The sequence below is a fragment of the Serinicoccus kebangsaanensis genome (genome assembly GCF_008919445.1).
In the GTDB taxonomy this organism is placed as follows: domain Bacteria; phylum Actinomycetota; class Actinomycetes; order Actinomycetales; family Dermatophilaceae; genus Ornithinicoccus; species Ornithinicoccus kebangsaanensis.
This window is the reverse complement of the sequence record NZ_VSLG01000005.1, coordinates 56,834-74,030: the sequence shown is the minus strand read 5'-3', so window position 1 is coordinate 74,030 and position 17,197 is coordinate 56,834. Positions and strand designations below refer to the sequence as shown.

Below are 17,197 nucleotides of genomic sequence, written 5' to 3'. Positions count from 1 at the left end.
GCGGGGGCGTACGCATACTGGACAGATGCCCGCCACCCGCCTCACCCAGCGAGCGCGGGTCCGTCTGTCCACGGCGCTGCGCGACCGCGTCGCCGGTCCGGAGGCCGAGGCGAGGGCGCGCGCGATCTGGCTGGCGCCGGGCGAGCGCCGCTTCGCTCCCGGGGACCCGATCTGCCGCGTCCACGGGCATGCCGGCATGTATGCAGGGGGCATCCGGGCGCTGCTGCTCCAGTCGCTGCACCCGCTGGCGATGGCCGGCGTGGGCGAGCACTCCGGCTACCGCGGCGACCCGTGGGGGCGGTTGCAGCGCACCAGCGAGTTCATCGCGATGACGACCTACGGGCCGAAGGAGTCGGCGCAGCGGGTCATCGACCGCATCAACCGGGTGCACCGGACAGTGCGGGGCACCGCACGCGACGGGCGGCCCTACTCCGCCACCGACCCGCACCTGCTCCGGTGGGTCCACGTCGCCGAGATCGACAGCTTCCTCGTCGCGCACCAGCACTACGCGCGGACACCGCTCACCCCGGCGGAGGCGGACGGCTACGTCGCCCAGGCGTCCTGGGCCGCGGACCAGCTCGGGGTCGTGGACCCACCGCGCTCGGTGGCGGACCTGGAGGCCGCGCTCACGGCATACCGACCGGAGCTGGAGGCGAGCGAGGGCGCGCGTGACGTCGCCCGGTTCCTCCTGGCCGAGCCGCCTCTGCCGTGGGCGGCGCGTCCGGGCTTCTGGTTGCTCGCCGCGGGCGCGGTCAGGCTGCTGCCCGGGTATGCCCGTGAGCTGCTGGGACTGCAGCTCCCCGGCCGGGCGCAGGCGCTGGACCGGCCCGCGCTCGCCGCGCTGGACCCGCTGGGGCGGCTGGGCACGGCGGCGGTCGGGTGGGCGCTGAGCAGTCCGGAGGACCCGCGCAACCACCCCGACAGCTCAGCGGTGCGGACGATGGACAGGGGCGCTTGACCCCAGAGCCTCGGTCCGCGCCGGCCTCCCGCCCGAGTTCGCGCAGCCGGGCCCGCCGGAATTCGACCGCTGGTTTCGTCGCCATGGCGACGATTCCAGAGGTCGAATTCCAGAGGTCAGCCCACGATCGCCGAGACGAAGGCCTCCGGGTCGAACGGCGCGAGGTCGTCCGGACCCTCACCCAGGCCGATCAGCTTCACCGGGACGCCCAGCTTGCGCTGCACGTTGACGACGATGCCGCCCTTGGCGGTGCCGTCCATCTTGGTGAGCACGATGCCAGTGATCGCGACCTCCTTGGCGAACTCCTCCGCCTGCCGCATGCCGTTCTGCCCGGTGGTGGCGTCGAGCACGAGGAGCACCTCGCCGACCGGCGCCACCTTCTCCACGACGCGCTTGATCTTGCCCAGCTCGTCCATCAGCCCCCGCTTGGTGTGCAGCCGGCCCGCGGTGTCGACCAGCACCACGTCGACCTCGGCGTCGACCCCGGACCTGACCGCGTCGTAGGCCACCGAGGCGGGGTCGGCCCCCTCCGTGTGCGACCGGACGGTCGGCACGCCGACCCTCTCCCCCCACGTCTGCAGCTGGTCGGCCGCGGCCGCACGGAAGGTGTCGGCGGCCCCGAAGAGCACGTCCTTGTCCTCGGCGACGAGCACCCGGCCGAGCTTGCCGACGGTGGTCGTCTTGCCGGTGCCGTTCACCCCCACGACGAGGATCACCGCCGGGTGCTCTCCGGTGCGGCTGGCCTCGATCCGCCGGTCCAGCGTCGGGTCCACGAGGCGGAGCAGGTCGTCGTGCAGCCACTGCTGGACCTGCGCCGCGTCGGTGGTGCCGTCCACCTTCACCTGGGTCCGCAGCGAGTCGACCAGCTCCTGGGTCGCCTCGACGCCGAGGTCCGAGGCCAGCAGGGTGTCCTCGACCTCCTCCCAGTCCTGCTCGCTCAGCCCGCCGCGCGACAGCAGGGCCAGGAGCGCGTGCCCGATGGCGTTGTTGGACCGGGCGAGCCGGGCGCGGAGCCGCTGCAGCCGCCCTCGGGCCGAGTCCGGCCGCTCCAGGGTCGGCGTCGGGGCCTCGCGCTCCTCGACCGCGACACCGCCCCCGCGGTTCTCCACCTCGCCCGATGGTGCGGATGTCTCGTCGGTGCCGCGCTCGTCGCCGGCCGGCCGGTCGGTCCGCGGCAGGGTCGCGCTGTCGCGACCACGGCCGCGCACCAGGGCCACGAGGAGCCCGAGGCCACCCAGCACGACGACGCTGATCAGCGTCAGGATCTCCCACAACTCATTGATCGGTCCCACGGCCCCAGTCTCTCAGACCCAGGAGACGCCGAGGTGTCGGCGGCAGCGCCTACGGTGCCGGTATGCCCTCCGCCGAGCAGCCGACCTTCGACCCGGTCCCCGTGCGTCGGGTCGAGCGTGACCCGGAGGCAGCACTGCCCGACCCCGAGGCGTGGCCGCGCGACATCCCCGCCGTCGACCAGCTGCTGCGCGAAGGCTTGGACCTGGCCCCGTGCATGGTCCTGGTCGGTCCGAACGGCTCGGGCAAGTCCACCATTCTCGAGGGCATAGCGATGGCCTTCGGACTCAACGCCGAGGGCGGATCCACCGGAGCGATGCACAGGACCAGCCACAGTGAGTCACCGCTGGCCGACTGGCTGCGGGTCGTCCGAGGTCCGGGTGGGTCCCGGTGGGGATATTTCGTCCGAGCAGAGACCATGCACGGGCTGTTCAGCTACCTGCAGGAGACGACCTACGAGCACTTCCATGCGCGGTCGCACGGCGAGGCCTTCCTGGACCTGCTGGGGACCAAGCGCTACGACGGAGACGGTCTCTTCGTGTGGGACGAGCCAGAGGCCGGTTTGGCCTTCGAGGCTCAGCTGCACCTGTTGGCCGACATCGCCGTCATCGCCGCCCGACCTGGGGCGCAGGTGCTGCTGGCGACCCACTCACCCATCCTCGCCGCGATCCCCGGTGCACGGATCGTGCAGTGCTCGGAGTCGGGCATGGCGCCCGCCACCTGGGACCGGCTCGACGTCGTGGACCACTACCGCCGGTTCCTCGACGCACCGGAGCGCTACCTCCGGCACCTGCTGGAGTGAGTCAGCTCGCGGCGCGGTAGGTGTCGTCCTCCGCCGGCCGCGGGGCGTCGTCACGAGTGCGCTCCGGGCGCCTCTCGCGCAGCGCCTGGGTGCGCTGCGCGGCGGACCGACCCAGCTGCTCACCCCGGCTGCGCACCTGCTCACTGCGGCGGCGCGCCCCGGCGATGAGCTCCTCCCCCTCCGGGGTCCAGAACTCGCCTCGACCCTCACGACGCGCCTCGATCATGACGTATCCCACGACCCCCACGCCCAGGGCGACACACAGGAGCATGGCCAGGACAAGTGCAAGCATGTGACCAGTGTGCCGCCAGGAGGGCGCCCCGACCGATCTGGCGACCGGCGTGTCGTGGGCGTGTCGCCCAGGAGGTGAGCAGGATCACAGCCGGCCGGTCGACACAGACCGTGCGGCCGGTCGACACAGACCGTGCGGCCGGTCGACACAAACCGTGCGGCCGGTCAACGCAGACCGTGCGGCCGGTCGACGCAAACCGTGCGGCCGGTCGGATCAGTCCCGGAGATCGAGCTCTCGCTCGATGCGTGCCAGCGTCTGGCGGGTCGAGGCGATCAGCCCGGCGTCGCCGGCACCCTCCCGCAGCGTCAGGGCAGCCCGCGCACTGTCACGGGCCTGCTCCGGGCGACCCTCGTCGAAACAGACCTTGGCCCGGTGCTGCAGCACGAAGGCCGTGCGCGCGTCGTCCCCGGCGAAGACCTGCTGCGCCGCGTCCAGCAGCTCGTGCGCCTCGGCATACTCCCCCCGCCAGTGGTGCACGTGGGCGAGCCGGACCGCGGCGGTGGCCCAGGCAGGTGTCCCCGGGTCCTGCTCGTGCAGCCGGTCCTGCCCGGCGGTCAGCGCCCGCTCGAGCTCGCCCAGCATGCGCAGCAGCGCGACCGCGTGCGGGTCGTCGGGCGTCTCCTCCACCCACTCGCGGGTCTCGTCCTCGTCCAGCAGCTCCTCGCGCAGCGTCTCGTCGTCGATGACGTAGGCGGGGAACTCCGCCCCGCCGAAGACGACGGTCATGCCGGTGCCGGCTCCGGCTCGGGCGCCGCGGAGCGCGTGGGCTGCTCCACCCCGTCGGCCGCGACGTCCTTGATCCGCTGGCTGACGACCGTCGTGACGCCGTCCCCCCGCATGGACACGCCGTAGAGAGCGTCCGCGATCTCCATCGTGCGCTTCTGGTGGGTGATGACGATGAGCTGGCTGGAGTCGCGCAGCTCCTCGAAGAGGGTGATCAGGCGACCCAGGTTGGTGTCGTCCAGCGCCGCCTCGACCTCGTCCATGATGTAGAACGGGCTGGGCCGCGCCTTGAAGATCGCGACGAGCAGCGCCACCGCGGTCAGCGACCGCTCACCGCCGGAGAGCAGCGAGAGCCGCTTGATCTTCTTGCCCGGCGGCCGCGCCTCCACCTCGATGCCGGTGGTCAGCATGTTGTCCGGGTCGGTCAGGGTGATCCGCCCCTCACCGCCGGGGAAGAGCCGGGCGAAGACGCGCTCGAACTGCTCGGCCGTGTCGTGGAACGCCTCGGTGAAGACCCGCTCGACGCGCTCGTCGACCGAGCGCACGATCTCCAGCAGGTCCTCCTTGCTGCGGCGCAGGTCCTCCACCTGCTCGGTGAGGAAGGTATGCCGTTCCTCCAGGGCGGCGAACTCCTCCAGCGCCAGCGGGTTCACCTTGCCGAGCTGGGTCAGGGCGCGCTCCGCCTTGCGCAGCCGCTTGTCCTGCACGTCCCGGACGAAGGGCTGCTCCTGCGGCGTCTGGGCGGCGGGGTCCTCTGGGTCCGGGTCGTCCGGGCCGGGGATGTGCGGCACCGGCAGGTGCGGGCCGTACTCCTCCACCAGGGTCTGCGGGTCCACGCCCAGCTCCTCGACGGCCCGCGCCTGGAGCGCCTCGATGCGCAGCCGCTGCTCGGCCCGGGCGATCTCGTCCGCGTGCACGGAGTCGGTCAGCTCGCGCAGGTCGTCGGCGAGCTCCCGGGCGCGCTGCCGCGCCCCGGCGAGGGCCTGGTCCCGCTCGGCCTGCTCGGCCTGACCGCGCGACCGCTCCTGCGCCGCCTCGGCGAGCACCTGCTCGGTGCGCCGCAGAAGGTAGGCGGCACCGACGCCGACGGCCTGCGCCGTGGCCCGCTCCCGGGCACGGCGCTCCCGCCGCTCGGCGGCCTGGCGCCGGGCGGCGAGCTCTCCGGCCGCGGCAGACTCCAGGCTGTCGGCACGGCCGGCGAGCGCGGTCGCCCGCTCCTCCTGCGTCCGCAGCGCCAGTCGGGCCTCGGTCTCCGCGCTGCGGGCGCGGGCCGCCGCCTCGGCGAGCCGCTCCCGCTCCGCGGTGTCGGGGTCGTCGGTGCCCTCCTGGGTCGCCAGCTCCTCGGCGTCCGCCAGTCGTTGCTCCAGCTCGGCCAGCTCCTGCCGGGTGGCGGCGAGGGACTCCTCGGCGGTGCTGATCGAGGTCGTGGCCCGCTCGTGCTCGGCGCGCGCCGTGCGCATGGTCTGGCCGAGCTGGGAGAGCTGCTCGGCCACGGCGGTCATGCGGGCGTCCGAGTCGTGCAGGGCGTCCAGCGCCTCGTCGCAGGCCTGCTGCGCGTCCTCCAGATCCTCCCGTGCGGACCCCAGCGCGAAGGTCGCGCGCTCGGCCCGGGCGGTCGCCTCGGCGACCCCGGCCTGCGCCTCGTCGAGGGCGGAGGTGAGCTCGAGCAGGCTCGGCGCGGCCGACGACCCGCCCCGCACCCAGCCGGGGCCGTAGACGTCCCCGGCGGCGGTCACGACCGTCACTCCCGGCAGGGCCCGGACGAGGAGCGCGGCGTCGTCCGCGTCGTCCACCAGCGCGACCCGCTCCAGCAGCCCGGTCACCGCACGACGCAGCGGCTCGTCCCCGTCCCTGGCGTGCACCATGTCCGCGGCCCAGACGGCATACCCGGGCAGGTCCGGCCACCCCGAGCGCGCCTGCGTCCCGGCGTCCCCGGCCACCAGCTCGGGCACCATGAGCCCCGCCTGACCCTGGTCCTGGTCCCGCAGCCACTCCAGCGCCTGCTGCGCCGGGGCCAGCCCGTCGGCGACCAGGGCCTCCCCGGCCCAGCCGAGCGCGGCGGCGAGCGCCGTCTCGCGGCCCGGCTCCACCTGCAGCTGGTCGGTCACGGTGCCGCGGACACCGCTGACCCCCTCGGCCGACAGCAAAGCGCTCGCGCCGTCGGTGCGGCGCAGGCTCAGCGAGAGCGCCTCCACCCGGGCCTCCCACCGGGCCTGCTCGGCCTGGGCGTCGCGCAGCTCCTCGGTCAGCCTCTCGACCTCCTCGTGGGCCTCGTCGCGACGGTGCTCCGCCGCCTCGTAGTGCTGGTCGAGCCCTTCCTCCCCCTGCTCGACGTCGAGCACCGTGCCCTCGAGACCGGCGAAGTCCTGCTCCGCCTTCTCGGCGCGGGTGACGACGGCGGCCGCGACCTCTTGCAGCCGGGCGACCTCACCCTCCCCGGCCTCCAGCCGGGAGCGGCGGGCGGAGACCTGCCCGGCCAGCCGGGCCAGCCCCTCACGCCGGTCGGAGGCCGCACGGGCCAGCCGGTGCAGCCGCGCCTGCTCCTGGGCGTGCTCGTCCTCGGCACCTACGCGGGCCTGCTCCGCCTCGGCGAGCGCGGCGGCCAGCTCCTGCACCCTGGACTGCAGCTCGGCCTCCTCCTGGCGCACCCGGGCCGCCTGGGCACGCAACTCCTCCGGATCACGGCCACGGCGGGACCGGCCGCTCTCCTCCGCGGCCAGGTCCTCGGCCTCGGCGCCGAGCAGCCGGACCCGCTCCGCGGCGAGGTCGCCCATTGCGCGCACCCGCTCGACCAGCGAGGAGAGGGCATACCACCGGTCCTGCACGGCGGTCAGCAGCGGGGCCGACGCGGCCCGCTGCTGCTCCAGCTCGGCGACCCGGCCCTCGGCCACACGGGCGTCCTCCTGCACGCGGGTGCGCCGCTCGACGAGGGCGCGCTCGTCGGCCATCTCCTGCTCCAGCGCGCTGGTCAGCTGGACCAGGTCGTCGGCGAGGATCCGCAGCCGGGCGTCGCGCACCTCGGCCTGGATGGTCGCGGCCCGGCGCGCGGTCTCCGCCTGCCGTCCCAGGGGACCGAGCTGGCGCCGGATCTCCGTGGTCAGGTCGCTGAGCCGGGTGAGGTTGCCCTCCATCGTCTCCAGCTTGCGCAGCGCCCGCTCCTTGCGCTTGCGGTGCTTCAGGACCCCCGCGGCCTCCTCGATGAAGCCCCGCCGCTCCTCGGGCGTGGCGCGCAGCACCTGGTCGAGCTGGCCCTGCCCGACGATGACGTGCATCTCCCGACCGATGCCGGAGTCGGACAGCAGCTCCTGCACGTCGAGCAGGCGGCAGGAGGTGCCGTTGATGGCATACTCCGACCCCCCGGTGCGGAACATGGTGCGGGTGATCGTCACCTCGCTGTAGTCGATCGGCAGGGCCCCGTCGGTGTTGTCGATGGTGAGCGAGACCTCGGCCCGACCGAGCGGCTGCCGCCCGGACGTGCCGGCGAAGATGACGTCCTCCATCTTGCCGCCGCGCAGGCTCTTGGCGCCCTGCTCCCCCATGACCCAGGCGAGGGCGTCGACGACGTTGGACTTGCCGGAGCCGTTCGGGCCGACGATGCAGGTGATCCCCGGCTCCAGGCGCATCGTCGTCGCGGAGGCGAACGACTTGAAGCCCTTGAGGGTCAGGCTCTTCACATACATCTGGCGCTCTTCCGCGGTCGGGTCGGGTCGGGCTCGTCGGCTCCCGGTCACCATACTGGCGAGGTATGCCGGAGCCGCGCCGCCGCGCGCCGGTCGGTGCAAACCGCGCGGTCGGTCGACGCAAACCGTGCGGCCGGTCGACGCACACCGTGCGGCCGGTCAGCGCTCGACGAAGCCCGTCAGCCCCTCGCGCACCTCGTGCCACTGCGTCACCACGGCGTCCACCCGGCCCGGCCGGCTGTGCGTGGACGGGTCCTCGCGCAGCAGCTCCAGCAACGCGTCGATCCCGGCGCGTTCCCCCTGTGCGTTGACCTCCACCCGCCCGTCCGGCAGGTTCAGCGCGTGCCCGACCAGGCCCAGCTCCAGCGCCCGCGCCCGGGTCCACCAGCGGAAGCCGACACCCTGGACGCGACCGCGCACGAAGATCACCGCACGTTCCATCCCGTGAGACTACGGTGGGTCCATGGAGCAAGCCACGCCGAGCGGACCGACCTATACCCCCATCAGCGGCCGTCCCGTCCGGTGGGGACTGCTGGCCGCGGGCGGCATCGCGCGGTCCCTGGCCGAGGCGATCGCCGCCGTCGACGGCGGCGAGGTGGTGGCCGTGGCGGCTCGCGACGGCGGACGGGCGCGGACGTTCGCCGACGAGTTCGGCATCCCGCGCTCCTACGGCAGCTACGCCGAGCTCATCGCCGACCCCGAGGTCGACGCGATCTACATCTCCTCCACCCACCCCTTCCACCGGGACCAGGCCCTGGCCTGCATCGAGGCCGGCAAGCACGTGCTGGTGGAGAAGCCCACCACGCTCACGGTGCACGACACCGAGGCGGTCCTGGACGAGGGCCGGGCCCGCGGGGTGCTGGTGATGGAGGCGATGTGGACCCGCTTCCAGCCGGTGGTCCTGGACGCGCTGGCCCGCGTGCGGGATGGCCGGATCGGCACCGTGCGCAGCTTCCACGCCGCCTTCCCCATCCCGGTCGACTACGACGAGTCGCACCGGCTCTTCGACCTCGACAACGGCGGCGGCGCCCTGCTCGACCTAGGCATCTATCCCGTGACCCTGGCGCACCTCGTCGTGGGTCACCCCACGCACGTGCACGTGCTCGGGTCACGGGTCGCGACCGGAGCCGACTCGCTGGCCGCCCTGCAGTGGATGACCACGGACGGCGCGGTGGTCCAGGTGCTCACCGACTCGCTCTCCCACGGCAGCACCGAGACGATCGTGCGGGGGACCGAGGGATCGATCCACCTGCACGGCCCGGTCAACAACCCGACCTCCTTCACGGTGCGCCGGGGCGACGAGGAGGAGCTGGTGGAGGGCGGCGACCGCCGCGGCTACCAGCACCAGGTGGAGGAGTTCCACCGGTGCCTGGCAGAGGGGTTGCTGGAGTCCCCGCTGGCGCCGCACGCCGACACCGTGGCGATCATGACGATCCTGGAGAGCGCGCGTCGCGAGCTGGGCGTGCGCTACCCCCAGGAGGACGCCCCGCTGCACACCTGAGGCAGGATGGGGACCCCATGGTCGAGCTCGCCGTCTTCGCCCTCATCGTCGTGCTGCTGCTCGCCCTCCTCGGGCGGGCCGCGACTCCGCGCCGGGACCGGCTGCCGCTGCGCCAGTGGACACCGGTCCACATCACCGACCTCGTGGGTCGGGGGTTGCGCGTCTTCGGCGACGCCGGCAAGGAGCGGGCGCGCCGGCAGGAGCAGGCCAGGGAGTCGGTCGACGGTCGCCGGCCGGAGAAGCCCGAGCGCGGTCCGCTCCCGCCCCCTCCGCCGAACCCGGAGGACGACTAGACCAGCTGTCTCGGGACCCGGCGCACCCTCGGCGGCACCTGGCAGCGCGGGCAGAAGTGCGAGCTGCGGTTCATGAACTCCTCGCGCCGGATCGCGGTGCCGCACCGGGGGCACGGGCGGCCGCCCTGGCCGTAGGCCGCGAGCGAGCGGTCGAAGTAGCCGCTGGCGCCGTTGACGTTGACGTAGAGCGCGTCGAAGCTCGTCCCGCCCTGGACCAGCGCGTCCCGCATGACGTCGGCGGCGTGGTCCAGCACCCGCCCGAGCGCGGGCTTGGTGAGGGCCGAGGCCGGCCGTCGACCGTGCACCTGCGCGCGCCACAGCGCCTCGTCGGCGTAGATGTTGCCGATGCCGCTGACGACGGACTGGTCCAGCAGGACGCGCTTCAGCGCCACGTCCTTCGCCTTCATCCGGCGCGCCACCGCGGCCCGGTCGAAGGCCTGCTCGAGGGGGTCAGGAGCGATGTGCAGCACCGGCTCGGGTATGCCGTGCACGTGCTCGCCCGGCCCGGGCGCGCCGGCGCTCGGGTCGGGGTGGAGGGGGGCCAGGGCCAGACCGCCGAAGGTGCGCTGGTCGACGAAGCGCAGCTGCGGGCCGGCGTCGTCGAAGTCCACGGTGGCGTGCAGGTGCTTCTGCGGTGCGGCTCCCGCCCCCGAGACCAGCAGCTGCCCGCTCATGCCGAGGTGCACGACCAGGGCCTGCGGGTCGTCGCCAGGTGGCTGCAGCACGAGCCAGAGATACTTCCCCCGGCGGTCGGCGTCGAGCACCAGCGCGTCCTCCACCCTCGCAGCCAGGTCGGCGGGTCCGGCCGCGTGCCTGCGCGCCACCCGCGCACCCGTGAGGACGGCGTGGGAGATGCGGCGGCCGACCACGTGGGTCGCCAGCCCCCGTCGCACGACCTCGACCTCGGGAAGCTCCGGCACGAGGAGGTCAGCCGGTGGAGGGGCGGGCCGAGGTGCCGGCCGTGGGCTCGGTCGCCACGACCTGCGCCGCTCGCTCGGTCAGCAGCTGCCAGCCCTGCTCGGCGGCCTGCTGCTCGGCCAGCTTCTTGGACCTGCCCACGCCGGTGCCCACGACCTCCTCCGCCACGACCGCGCGCGCGGTGAAGGTCTTGCTGTGGTCCGGCCCCTCGGCGTCCACGAGGTACTGCGGCTGTCCCAGCTCGGCCGCGGAGGCCACCTCCTGCAGGCTGGTCTTCCAGTCCAGGGCAGCACCCAGGTCGGCACTGCGGCGCAGCAGTGGGTCCAGCAGGTGGTGCACGAAGGCATCGGCCGCGGGCAGCCCCGCCGAGAGGTAGAGGCACCCGATGACCGCCTCCGTCGTGTCCGCGAGGATCGAGTCCTTGTCGCGGCCCCCCGTGGCTTCCTCTCCCTTGCCGAGCAGCACGAAGGAGCCCAGGTCGACCACCCTGCCCACCTCCGCCAGGGCGCGCGAGTTGACCACCGCGGCGCGCAGCTTGGCCAGCTGCCCCTCGGTCAGGTCGGGATGGGTGCGGTAGAGCGTGTCGGTGACCACGACCCCCAGCACGGAGTCACCGAGGAACTCCAGCCGCTCGTTGTGCGGCTGGCCGTCGTGCTCGTAGGAGTACGAGCGATGCGTCAGGGCACGCAGCAGCAGCGCCTCGTCGCACGACTCCCCGACCACCTCGAGCAGGTAGTCGTTGAACTCGGAGACGGGACGCACGCCGCGGGCCCCGGGATCAGCCCTGGTGCTCGGTGCGCTCGGCGGCGGCGTAGTGACGGCCACCGTAGGTGCCGCAGCTCGGGCACGCCTGGTGCGGCGTGGCCACGGCCTGGCACTGCGGGCAGGTGGTCAGCGCGATCGGCGCGGCCTTCCACTGGGAGCGGCGGTGCCGGGTGTTGGAACGGGACATCTTCCGCTTGGGAACGGCCACGTCAGGTCCTCTCGTCGTCGTCGGTCGGCGTGGCCATCGCGGCCAGCGCCGACCACCGGGGGTCGATCACGTCGTGCTGGTGCTCCGGGTCGTCCGCCAGGCGTGCCCCGCACTCGGAGCACAGGCCCGGACAGTCGTCCCGGCACACCGGTTGGAAGGGCAGCGCGGTCACCACGGCGTCCCGGACGACCTCTTCGAGGTCCATCAGGTCTCCGTCGAGCGTGCGCTGCTCGTCCTCGTCGCTCGTGTCCTTCTCGGCGCCCGACCGGCTCCCCACCTGCTGGTGGTGCGCCGCGCGGTCGGGATAGGCATACAGCTCCTGGAAGGTGACCTCGACATCCTCGAGGACCTCGTCCAGGCAGCGCACGCACTCCCCCGTCGCCGCGGCCTGGGCCGAACCCGTCGCCAGGATGCCCTCGACCACCGACTCCATCCGCAAGCCCACCTGCACCGGGTGACCGGCCGGGATCGCGATGACGTCGGTGCCCATCGGCTCCGTCGTGGTCACCTCGCGCGACACCTCTCGCATGGTCCCGGGCCGGCGGACCAGCTCCCGGGTGTCGAACACCCAGTCGCGCTCCGTCTGCTGGGCAGCCATGTCGAAAGTCCCTCACGTTTGGTCTGACCTGCTGATCGGGTTCGGGTCCTCGTCCACGGCGAGCACGGAGAGGGACACAAACCGACGCACCAGACTACCGGAGCCGGGCGGTCCCGCTCAAATCTGGGCCAGCGCCTCCAGCACCGCCCCGGGCACCAGGTCGGAGACGTCTCCGCCGAGCCGGTGCACCTCCTTGACCAGCGAGCTCGAGACGTGCTCCAGGGCCGGGTCGCCGGGCAGGAAGACGGTCTCGACCCCGGTGAGGTGCCTGTTCATCAGCGCCATCGGCAGCTCGTAGGCGAAGTCGGTGCCACCACGCAGGCCCTTGACGACGGCCTCGGCACCGACGTCCCGGCAGACGTCGACCAGCAGCCGCTCGGCGAACGCCTCCACGCGGACCCGCTCGCTGACCTCGGCCGGCAGGGACGCGCGCACCAGGTCCATCCGCCGGGAGACCTCGAAGGTGCCCTGCTTGGCGGGGTTGTGCAGCACGGCGACGACGACCTCGTCGTAGAGGGCGGCCGCGCGGCTGACGATGTCGACGTGGCCCAGGGTCACCGGGTCGAAGGAGCCGGGGCAGACGCAGCGGCGGGTCGTCATGGCTGCGAGCCTACTGCGGGCTCGGCGAGGTGCAGCGCGGTCTCGCCGTAGCGACGGGTGTCCAGGTGGGTCAGGGCCGGTGGCCAGGCCGGCCGGGGCGAGCGCGCACCGCGCTCGACGACCACCAGGGCGTCGGGGTCCAGCCACCCATGCGTGGTCAGGGCCTCGAGCACCTGCGCCAGCTCGGCCTCGGGGAGCGGGTAGGGCGGGTCGAGCAGCACGAGCTGGTAGGTGTGCTGCCCCGGCCCGGCGGCGAGCGCCGAGGCGACCGACGCCGCCACCACCTCGACCCCTTCCAGGCCTAGCTGGGCCGCGTTGCGCTCGATCAGCCGTGCGGTCGCGCGGTGCCGCTCCACGGCGAGCGCCCGCGCCGCACCCCTGGACACCGCCTCCAGCCCGAGCGCGCCGGACCCGGCATACAGGTCCAGCACGGAGCACCCCTCGAGGTCGAGCAACGACTCCACGCGGGAGAACAACGCCTCCCGCACCCGGTCGGTGGTGGGGCGGGTGTCGGCCCCGCGAGGAGAGTGCAGGGTGCGTCCGCCCGCGCGGCCGGCGATGATCCGCGGCATCGGCTCAGCCCCGCTCCAGGAAGGCCGCGCTGGTGGCGTCCAGGCGGGTCAGGGCGTCGGCGAGCTCGGGATGCGACTCCAGGTCGGGGTCGCCCTCGACGGTGCGCCAGGCCGCCTCGTGCGCCTGCACGATGAGCTCCTCGTCCCGGGCCAGGCGGAGGAACCGCAGGCCGCTGCGCCCACCGCTCTGGCTGGCACCGAGCACGTCGCCCTCGCGGCGACCCTCCAGGTCCAGCCGGGCCAGCTCGAAGCCGTCGGTCGTGGCGGCGACCTGCTCCAGCCGCTCGATCGCCGAGGGGTCGACGCCCTCGCCCTGGGTCACCAGCAGGGCCAGCCCGGGCCTGCCGCCGCGACCGACCCGGCCGCGCAGCTGGTGCAGCTGGGAGATGCCGAAGCGGTCCGCGTCCAGCAGCACCATGGTGGTGGCGTCCGGCACGTCGACGCCCACCTCGATGACGGTGGTGGAGACCAGGACGTCGACCCTGCCGGCGGCGAAGGCCTGCATGACGGCGTCCTTGGCGTCGGCGGGCATGCGCCCGTGCAGCACCTCGATCCGCAGGTCGCGGGTCGCCGGCAGCCCGCGCAGACACCGCGCCACCTGGTGGACGCCGTGCAGCCCGGGCAGGGCCGCTGCCTCCGACCCGTCCGCGGCCGCGGGGCCGGTGAGCAGGTCCGCGCCGTCCTCCCCGCCCCCGGTGCCCGCCCCGGTGCCGATCGGCACCCCCGGTCCGTCGCCGTCACTGCCCGGCAGGTCCGGGTCGTCAGGGTCCCCGATCCGGGGACAGACGACGTAGACCTGACCTCCGCCCCGGACCTCCTCGGCCACCCGCTGCCAGGTGCGCCGCACCCAGTCGGGACGCTGCCCGTCGACGACGAAGCTGCTGATCGGGCGGCGACCGCCAGGGAGCTCGCGCAGCGTCGAGATCTCCATGTCGCCGTAGACGGTCATCGCGACGGTGCGCGGGATCGGGGTGGCGGTCATGACCAGCACGTGGGGCGCCGTGCCGCCCTGGGCCTTCGCCCGGAGCGCGTCCCGCTGCTCGACGCCGAAGCGGTGCTGCTCGTCGACCACGACCATCCCGAGGTCGGCGAACTGCACGTGCTCCTGGATCAGGGCGTGCGTGCCGACGACGATGCCGGCCTCTCCCGACGCCGCCGCGAGCAGCGCCTGCCTGCGCTCGGCGGTGGACTGGCTCCCCGTCAGCAGGGCCAGCCGGGTGCCCTCGGCCAGGCCACCCAGCATCCCGGCCTCGGCGATCGGACCGAGCAGGTGGCTCATCGACCGGTGGTGCTGCGCGGCGAGCACCTCGGTCGGTGCCAGCAGTGCGGCCTGACCACCGGAGTCGACGACGGCCAGCATCGCGAGCACCGCCAGGACGGTCTTGCCCGACCCCACCTCGCCCTGGAGCAGGCGGTGCATGGGCACCTCCCGGTCGAGGTCGCCGAGCAGCTCGGCCAGCACCTGCTCCTGCCCGTCGGTCAGCGCGAACGGCAGCCGGGCACGCAGCTGGTCGCCCAGGCCCTCCGGTCGCGGGGCGCGGGCGCGGGCCGGGACCGCGTCGCTGGAGCGCCGCACGCGCGCAAGCTGCGCCTGCACGGTGAAGGCCTCGCCGAACTTGAGCCGCCACCTGCCCCGGCGGTGGTCGGCCTCGGTGCGCGGGCGGTGCACGAGCCGGTAGGCCTCCAGCAGGCCCGGGAGACCCACCTCGGCCCGGACCGGGGCGGGGACGGGGTCGGGCAGCTCCTCCAGCTGGTGGAAGACCAGCTCCAGGCACTGGCCGTGGACGATCGGGGACAGTCCCTTGGTCGCGGTGTAGACCGGCACGAGGCCGTCGAGCAGCCAGTCGGCCGCGCCCGCCCCGTCCTCCCCGACCGTGGCGTAGTCGGGATGGGTGAGCTGAAGGGTGTCGCGGAAGACGCCGACCTGACCGGAGCACACCACGCGCACGCCGGGCCGGAGCCGGTCCTGGTGCCCGTAGGGCTTGAAGAAGGTCAGCTGGATGGTGCCGCCGGACTCGTCCGCGACGTCGACCACCAGGCGGCGGCCCCGGCGGTTGCGCATCTGGTGGGTGGTGGCGGCCCGGACGGTGCCCACCACGACGACGTCCTCCCCGTGCGGCAGGTCGCGGAAGGCGGTCGGCCGGGACGGGTCGAGGTAGGTCCTCGGGACCCAGTCGAGCAGCTGGCCCACGGTCCGGATCCCTCGGGTGCGCTGCAGCGTCTGGGCACTCGACCCGATCAGGTCGCGCAGGCCGAGGTCGAGCGGGTTCCCTTCGGACCCACCGACGGCGTGGAGGTGGCGGCGCGCCATCACTCGACCCCGAGCAGCACGGTATAGGTCGGCTGGCCCCCGTCCAGTGACGTCACCTCGACATCGGTGCCGGCGCACTGCTCCTCGACCGCCCGCGCCAGCAGGCCGCGGACGTCGGGATCGGCGTCACCGCCCAGCAGCACGGTCAGCAGCTCGACGCCGGGGTGCCAGATGGTGTCCAGCACGCTGCGCGCGACCGGATCCAGCTCGTCCGCCACGGCGGTGATGCCGTGGTCCACGATCCCGAGCCACTGGCCGGCCCGGCAGGGCCCGACCGGGGTGTCGGCCGCCCGCTCGGCCCGGGTCAGCGCGCCGCCGTGCACGGCGCCCGCCGCCGCCGTCATCGCGTCGACGACCTGCTCCAACCGGCCCTGCGGGTCGAGGACGGACAGGGCGGCCAGGCCCTCCACGAGGGTGCGGGTGGGGACCACCGCCACCGCCAGCCCCTCGCGCCGGGCCTCGAGCGCCGCCGCGCGGGCGACCATCACCATGTCCTCGTCGTTCGGCAGCACCACGACGGCGGCCGCCTCGCAGGCCCGGACCGCCGCGAGCAGCTGGCCCGCGGCCGCCCGTCGGCGCGGGCCGCTCGGCACCAGGACCGCACCTGCCGAGGCCATCAGCTCGCAGACGCCCTCACCCAGGGCGCAGGCGACCACCCCGAGACCGGTCGGCAGCGACGAGGGCGCGGAGCGGTCGTGGGCGTCCGCGTGGTCGGTGCCACCGGCCAGGGAGGTCTGCCGCACGTCGCTCACGACCCCCGCGAGGCTGCCGGCCTCGATGGCGGCCGCCGGATCCTCCAGGTGGACGTGCACCTGGAACTCCTCGGGGCCGCCCGCCACGACGACGGAGTCGCCGACGTGCGAGAGGTGGGCGCGCAGCCGCTCGGCCCGGTCCGGGTCGCTGCCCGTCAGCAGGAACATCACCTCGACGGCGTCCTCGTCCCCGGCGTCCGTCCCGGCGGGCAGCGGCTGGGTGGACCACCAGTCCGGGACCTCGCCGTCGGCGCCGACCGGGCGTTCGGCCAGGACCGCCTCCAGCGCCTCGATGACCAGCACCAGGCCGGCACCCCCCGCGTCGACCACGCCCGCGTCGCGCAGCTCCGGCAGCTGCGCGGGGGTGCGGGCCAGCGCCTCCCTCGCCTCGTGCAGGGCCGCGTCCACCACGGCCGCCACGCCGTCCGCTCCCACGTCGACCGCCGACCGGGCACCCTGGGCGGCCGCCCGGGCCACCGTGAGGATGGTGCCCTCGACCGGTGCGGCGAGCGCGTCCCAGGCGCTGCGTGCCGCGGACTCGAACGCCGCGGCCACGTCCTGCGGCCCTGCCTCCTCGACCTCGGGCCCCACCGCGTCGGCCAGGCCACGGGTGAGCTGGGCGAGGATCACCCCGGAGTTGCCGCGGGCGGCCAGCAGCATGCCGCGGGCGATGAGCGCCAGGCCCTCGCGGAGCCGGTCGGTGCCGCGGCCGCTCTCGAACTGCACGCGGACGTGCTCCAGCGCGCCGTCCAGCGTGAGATACATGTTGGTGCCCGTGTCGCCGTCGGCGACGGGGAAGACGTTGAGGGCGTCGACCTGGTCCCGCGCCGCGGCCAGCGACATACGTGCCGTGATCGCCCAACGACGGGCGGTCACGAGGTCGAACACGGGTCGTGGCACGCCACCAACCTAGTGCCCGCCACCCCCGCGCCCG

General features: G+C 74.1%; 17 protein-coding genes. 4 read left to right on the top strand and 13 right to left on the bottom strand.

The annotated features are described in order from the left end of the window. Nucleotides 1–25: 25 nt before the first annotated feature. The gene (locus FXF60_RS07680) at nucleotides 26–958 is read left to right on the top strand and encodes an oxygenase MpaB family protein (RefSeq protein WP_151525178.1); all 933 of its coding nucleotides are present in this window, start codon (nucleotides 26–28) and stop codon (nucleotides 956–958) included. A 116-nt stretch (nucleotides 959–1,074) separates the two neighbouring features. Here FXF60_RS07680 and ftsY read toward each other — a convergent pair whose 3' ends face one another. Further along, nucleotides 1,075–2,250, bottom strand: a complete 1,176-nt coding sequence (gene ftsY / locus FXF60_RS07675) for a signal recognition particle-docking protein FtsY (RefSeq protein WP_151525176.1) — start codon at nucleotides 2,248–2,250, stop codon at nucleotides 1,075–1,077. A 62-nt stretch (nucleotides 2,251–2,312) separates the two neighbouring features. Between ftsY and FXF60_RS07670 the strand changes: the two genes are divergently transcribed. Continuing rightward, the gene (locus tag FXF60_RS07670; protein ID WP_151525174.1) at nucleotides 2,313–3,050 is read left to right on the top strand and encodes an AAA family ATPase; all 738 of its coding nucleotides are present in this window, start codon (nucleotides 2,313–2,315) and stop codon (nucleotides 3,048–3,050) included. Between the two features lies 1 nt (nucleotide 3,051). Here FXF60_RS07670 and FXF60_RS07665 read toward each other — a convergent pair whose 3' ends face one another. From FXF60_RS07665 to FXF60_RS07650, 4 genes are all read right to left on the bottom strand, one after another. Beyond that, the gene (locus FXF60_RS07665) at nucleotides 3,052–3,342 is read right to left on the bottom strand and encodes a hypothetical protein (protein ID WP_151525172.1); all 291 of its coding nucleotides are present in this window, start codon (nucleotides 3,340–3,342) and stop codon (nucleotides 3,052–3,054) included. A 213-nt stretch (nucleotides 3,343–3,555) separates the two neighbouring features. Then, nucleotides 3,556–4,068: a tetratricopeptide repeat protein gene (locus FXF60_RS07660; protein WP_151525170.1), complete on the bottom strand. Its 513-nt coding sequence runs from the start codon at nucleotides 4,066–4,068 to the stop codon at nucleotides 3,556–3,558. Then, nucleotides 4,065–7,745 carry a chromosome segregation protein SMC gene (smc, locus tag FXF60_RS07655; RefSeq protein ID WP_151525168.1) on the bottom strand — a complete coding sequence of 1,227 codons (3,681 nt, stop codon included), beginning with the start codon at nucleotides 7,743–7,745 and terminating at the stop codon, nucleotides 4,065–4,067. The genes FXF60_RS07660 and smc overlap by 4 nt, the downstream gene beginning before the upstream one ends. A gap of 159 nt (nucleotides 7,746–7,904) precedes the next feature. Next, nucleotides 7,905–8,186, bottom strand: a complete 282-nt coding sequence (locus tag FXF60_RS07650) for an acylphosphatase (RefSeq protein WP_151525166.1) — start codon at nucleotides 8,184–8,186, stop codon at nucleotides 7,905–7,907. 22 nt (nucleotides 8,187–8,208) lie between these two features. Between FXF60_RS07650 and FXF60_RS07645 the strand changes: the two genes are divergently transcribed. Together FXF60_RS07645 and FXF60_RS07640 are read left to right on the top strand one after the other, a co-directional pair. Further along, complete coding sequence (locus FXF60_RS07645) at nucleotides 8,209–9,246, top strand: Gfo/Idh/MocA family protein (RefSeq protein WP_151525164.1); 1,038 nt, start codon at nucleotides 8,209–8,211, stop codon at nucleotides 9,244–9,246. Nucleotides 9,247–9,263: 17 nt separating this feature from the next. After that, entirely contained in the window at nucleotides 9,264–9,539 is a 276-nt protein-coding gene (locus FXF60_RS07640; protein WP_151525162.1) for a hypothetical protein, read from the top strand. On the opposite strand, the gene mutM is transcribed toward FXF60_RS07640, so the two are convergent. The 8 genes from mutM to FXF60_RS07600 all read right to left on the bottom strand — a co-directional run bounded on the left by mutM (nucleotide 9,536) and on the right by FXF60_RS07600 (nucleotide 17,163). Beyond that, entirely contained in the window at nucleotides 9,536–10,459 is a 924-nt protein-coding gene (gene mutM, locus FXF60_RS07635) for a bifunctional DNA-formamidopyrimidine glycosylase/DNA-(apurinic or apyrimidinic site) lyase (protein ID WP_151525159.1), read from the bottom strand. The genes FXF60_RS07640 and mutM overlap by 4 nt on opposite strands. 7 nt (nucleotides 10,460–10,466) lie before the next feature. Continuing rightward, nucleotides 10,467–11,219, bottom strand: coding sequence for a ribonuclease III (gene rnc, locus FXF60_RS07630; RefSeq protein ID WP_151525157.1), 753 nt, complete (start codon nucleotides 11,217–11,219; stop codon nucleotides 10,467–10,469). A 16-nt stretch (nucleotides 11,220–11,235) separates the two neighbouring features. After that, nucleotides 11,236–11,430 carry a 50S ribosomal protein L32 gene (gene rpmF / locus FXF60_RS07625; protein WP_151525155.1) on the bottom strand — a complete coding sequence of 65 codons (195 nt, stop codon included), beginning with the start codon at nucleotides 11,428–11,430 and terminating at the stop codon, nucleotides 11,236–11,238. A gap of 1 nt (nucleotide 11,431) precedes the next feature. Then, nucleotides 11,432–12,028: a YceD family protein gene (locus tag FXF60_RS07620; RefSeq protein WP_151525153.1), complete on the bottom strand. Its 597-nt coding sequence runs from the start codon at nucleotides 12,026–12,028 to the stop codon at nucleotides 11,432–11,434. 117 nt (nucleotides 12,029–12,145) lie between these two features. Continuing rightward, nucleotides 12,146–12,628, bottom strand: a complete 483-nt coding sequence (coaD, locus tag FXF60_RS07615) for a pantetheine-phosphate adenylyltransferase (RefSeq protein ID WP_151525151.1) — start codon at nucleotides 12,626–12,628, stop codon at nucleotides 12,146–12,148. After that, on the bottom strand, nucleotides 12,625–13,200 hold the full coding sequence (gene rsmD / locus FXF60_RS07610; RefSeq protein WP_151525149.1) for a 16S rRNA (guanine(966)-N(2))-methyltransferase RsmD: 576 nt from the start codon (nucleotides 13,198–13,200) through the stop codon (nucleotides 12,625–12,627). The genes coaD and rsmD overlap by 4 nt, the downstream gene beginning before the upstream one ends. A 4-nt stretch (nucleotides 13,201–13,204) precedes the next feature. Beyond that, nucleotides 13,205–15,511 carry an ATP-dependent DNA helicase RecG gene (locus FXF60_RS07605; protein WP_151525147.1) on the bottom strand — a complete coding sequence of 769 codons (2,307 nt, stop codon included), beginning with the start codon at nucleotides 15,509–15,511 and terminating at the stop codon, nucleotides 13,205–13,207. Next, on the bottom strand, nucleotides 15,511–17,163 hold the full coding sequence (locus FXF60_RS07600; protein WP_151525145.1) for a DAK2 domain-containing protein: 1,653 nt from the start codon (nucleotides 17,161–17,163) through the stop codon (nucleotides 15,511–15,513). The genes FXF60_RS07605 and FXF60_RS07600 overlap by 1 nt, the downstream gene beginning before the upstream one ends. Between the last annotated feature and the right edge of the window lie 34 nt (nucleotides 17,164–17,197).

Bases quoted from the DNA above. Each gene is read 5' to 3' on its own strand.
- FXF60_RS07680 (WP_151525178.1), top strand. From the start codon at position 26: ATGCCCGCCACCCGCCTCACCCAGCGAGCGCGGGTCCGTCTGTCCACG.
- FXF60_RS07670 (WP_151525174.1), top strand. From the start codon at position 2,313: ATGCCCTCCGCCGAGCAGCCGACCTTCGACCCGGTCCCCGTGCGTCGG.
- FXF60_RS07665 (WP_151525172.1), bottom strand. From the start codon at position 3,342: ATGCTTGCACTTGTCCTGGCCATGCTCCTGTGTGTCGCCCTGGGCGTG.
- FXF60_RS07660 (WP_151525170.1), bottom strand. From the start codon at position 4,068: ATGACCGTCGTCTTCGGCGGGGCGGAGTTCCCCGCCTACGTCATCGAC.
- smc (WP_151525168.1), bottom strand. From the start codon at position 7,745: ATGTATGTGAAGAGCCTGACCCTCAAGGGCTTCAAGTCGTTCGCCTCC.
- FXF60_RS07650 (WP_151525166.1), bottom strand. From the start codon at position 8,186: ATGGAACGTGCGGTGATCTTCGTGCGCGGTCGCGTCCAGGGTGTCGGC.
- FXF60_RS07645 (WP_151525164.1), top strand. From the start codon at position 8,209: ATGGAGCAAGCCACGCCGAGCGGACCGACCTATACCCCCATCAGCGGC.
- FXF60_RS07640 (WP_151525162.1), top strand. From the start codon at position 9,264: ATGGTCGAGCTCGCCGTCTTCGCCCTCATCGTCGTGCTGCTGCTCGCC.
- FXF60_RS07620 (WP_151525153.1), bottom strand. From the start codon at position 12,028: ATGGCTGCCCAGCAGACGGAGCGCGACTGGGTGTTCGACACCCGGGAG.
- coaD (WP_151525151.1), bottom strand. From the start codon at position 12,628: ATGACGACCCGCCGCTGCGTCTGCCCCGGCTCCTTCGACCCGGTGACC.
- rsmD (WP_151525149.1), bottom strand. From the start codon at position 13,200: ATGCCGCGGATCATCGCCGGCCGCGCGGGCGGACGCACCCTGCACTCT.
- FXF60_RS07605 (WP_151525147.1), bottom strand. From the start codon at position 15,511: ATGGCGCGCCGCCACCTCCACGCCGTCGGTGGGTCCGAAGGGAACCCG.